Here is a 652-nt window from a genome sequence, read left to right as displayed (position 1 = left end):
GGCGGCTGCCGCGCCGCGTCGGAGAACCACCACGCCAGGCTGGCGTCGCAGCCATCGCCCGGCGGCACCGGCGCTTGGTCCTGGCATTGCGCCTGCCCGGCCGGGCAGCGCAGCCGGATGTGGAAATGCGAATCATGCCCGCGCCAGGGGCGCAGCCGGCGCAGCCAGGGCTCGCCCGCATGGTCGCGGCAGAGCGCCTGCTTGATCGCCGGATTGACGAAGATGCGGTCCACCGCCGGGTCCTCGGCCGCCAGCCGGAGCAGCCGCGCATGCGCCGGCGTGTAGCGGCGCGGGTCGATGTCCAGCCCGTCGGGGCGGACCAGGGAGGGCACCTCGATCCGCTCGCGCTCGGCCGGGGTGGTGGCGGGCTTGGGGTTCAGCTCGAACCAGATATCGGCATCCAGCCCGAGCTGGTGGCTGGCATGGCCCCAGGGCAGCGGCCCGCCGCGCGGCTGGCCGAGATCGCCGATCCACAGCGCCGGCAGCCCGGCCGCCTGGGCCCGCGCCGCCAGGCCGCGCAGGCTGGCCAGCAGCGCCGGATGGCCCCAGTAGCGGTTGCGCGAGAGGCGGACCAGCTGCCAGCCCGGCCCCTCGGCCGGCATGGCCTCGGCGCCGGCGATGCAGCCCAGCCCATGGCCGCCGATGCTGCGCG

General features: G+C 76.5%; 1 protein-coding gene. It reads right to left on the bottom strand.

The window, feature by feature from the left end; genetic code table 11:
• On the bottom strand, window positions 1-652 hold a 652-nt coding region (gene mepA / locus HMPREF0731_RS22555; RefSeq protein WP_007006593.1), incomplete at both ends, for a penicillin-insensitive murein endopeptidase.

Origin of the sequence: Pseudoroseomonas cervicalis ATCC 49957 (assembly GCF_000164635.1) — a bacterium.
GTDB lineage: Bacteria > Pseudomonadota > Alphaproteobacteria > Acetobacterales > Acetobacteraceae > Pseudoroseomonas > Pseudoroseomonas cervicalis.
This window is presented reverse-complemented; position numbering and strand designations above follow the sequence as displayed.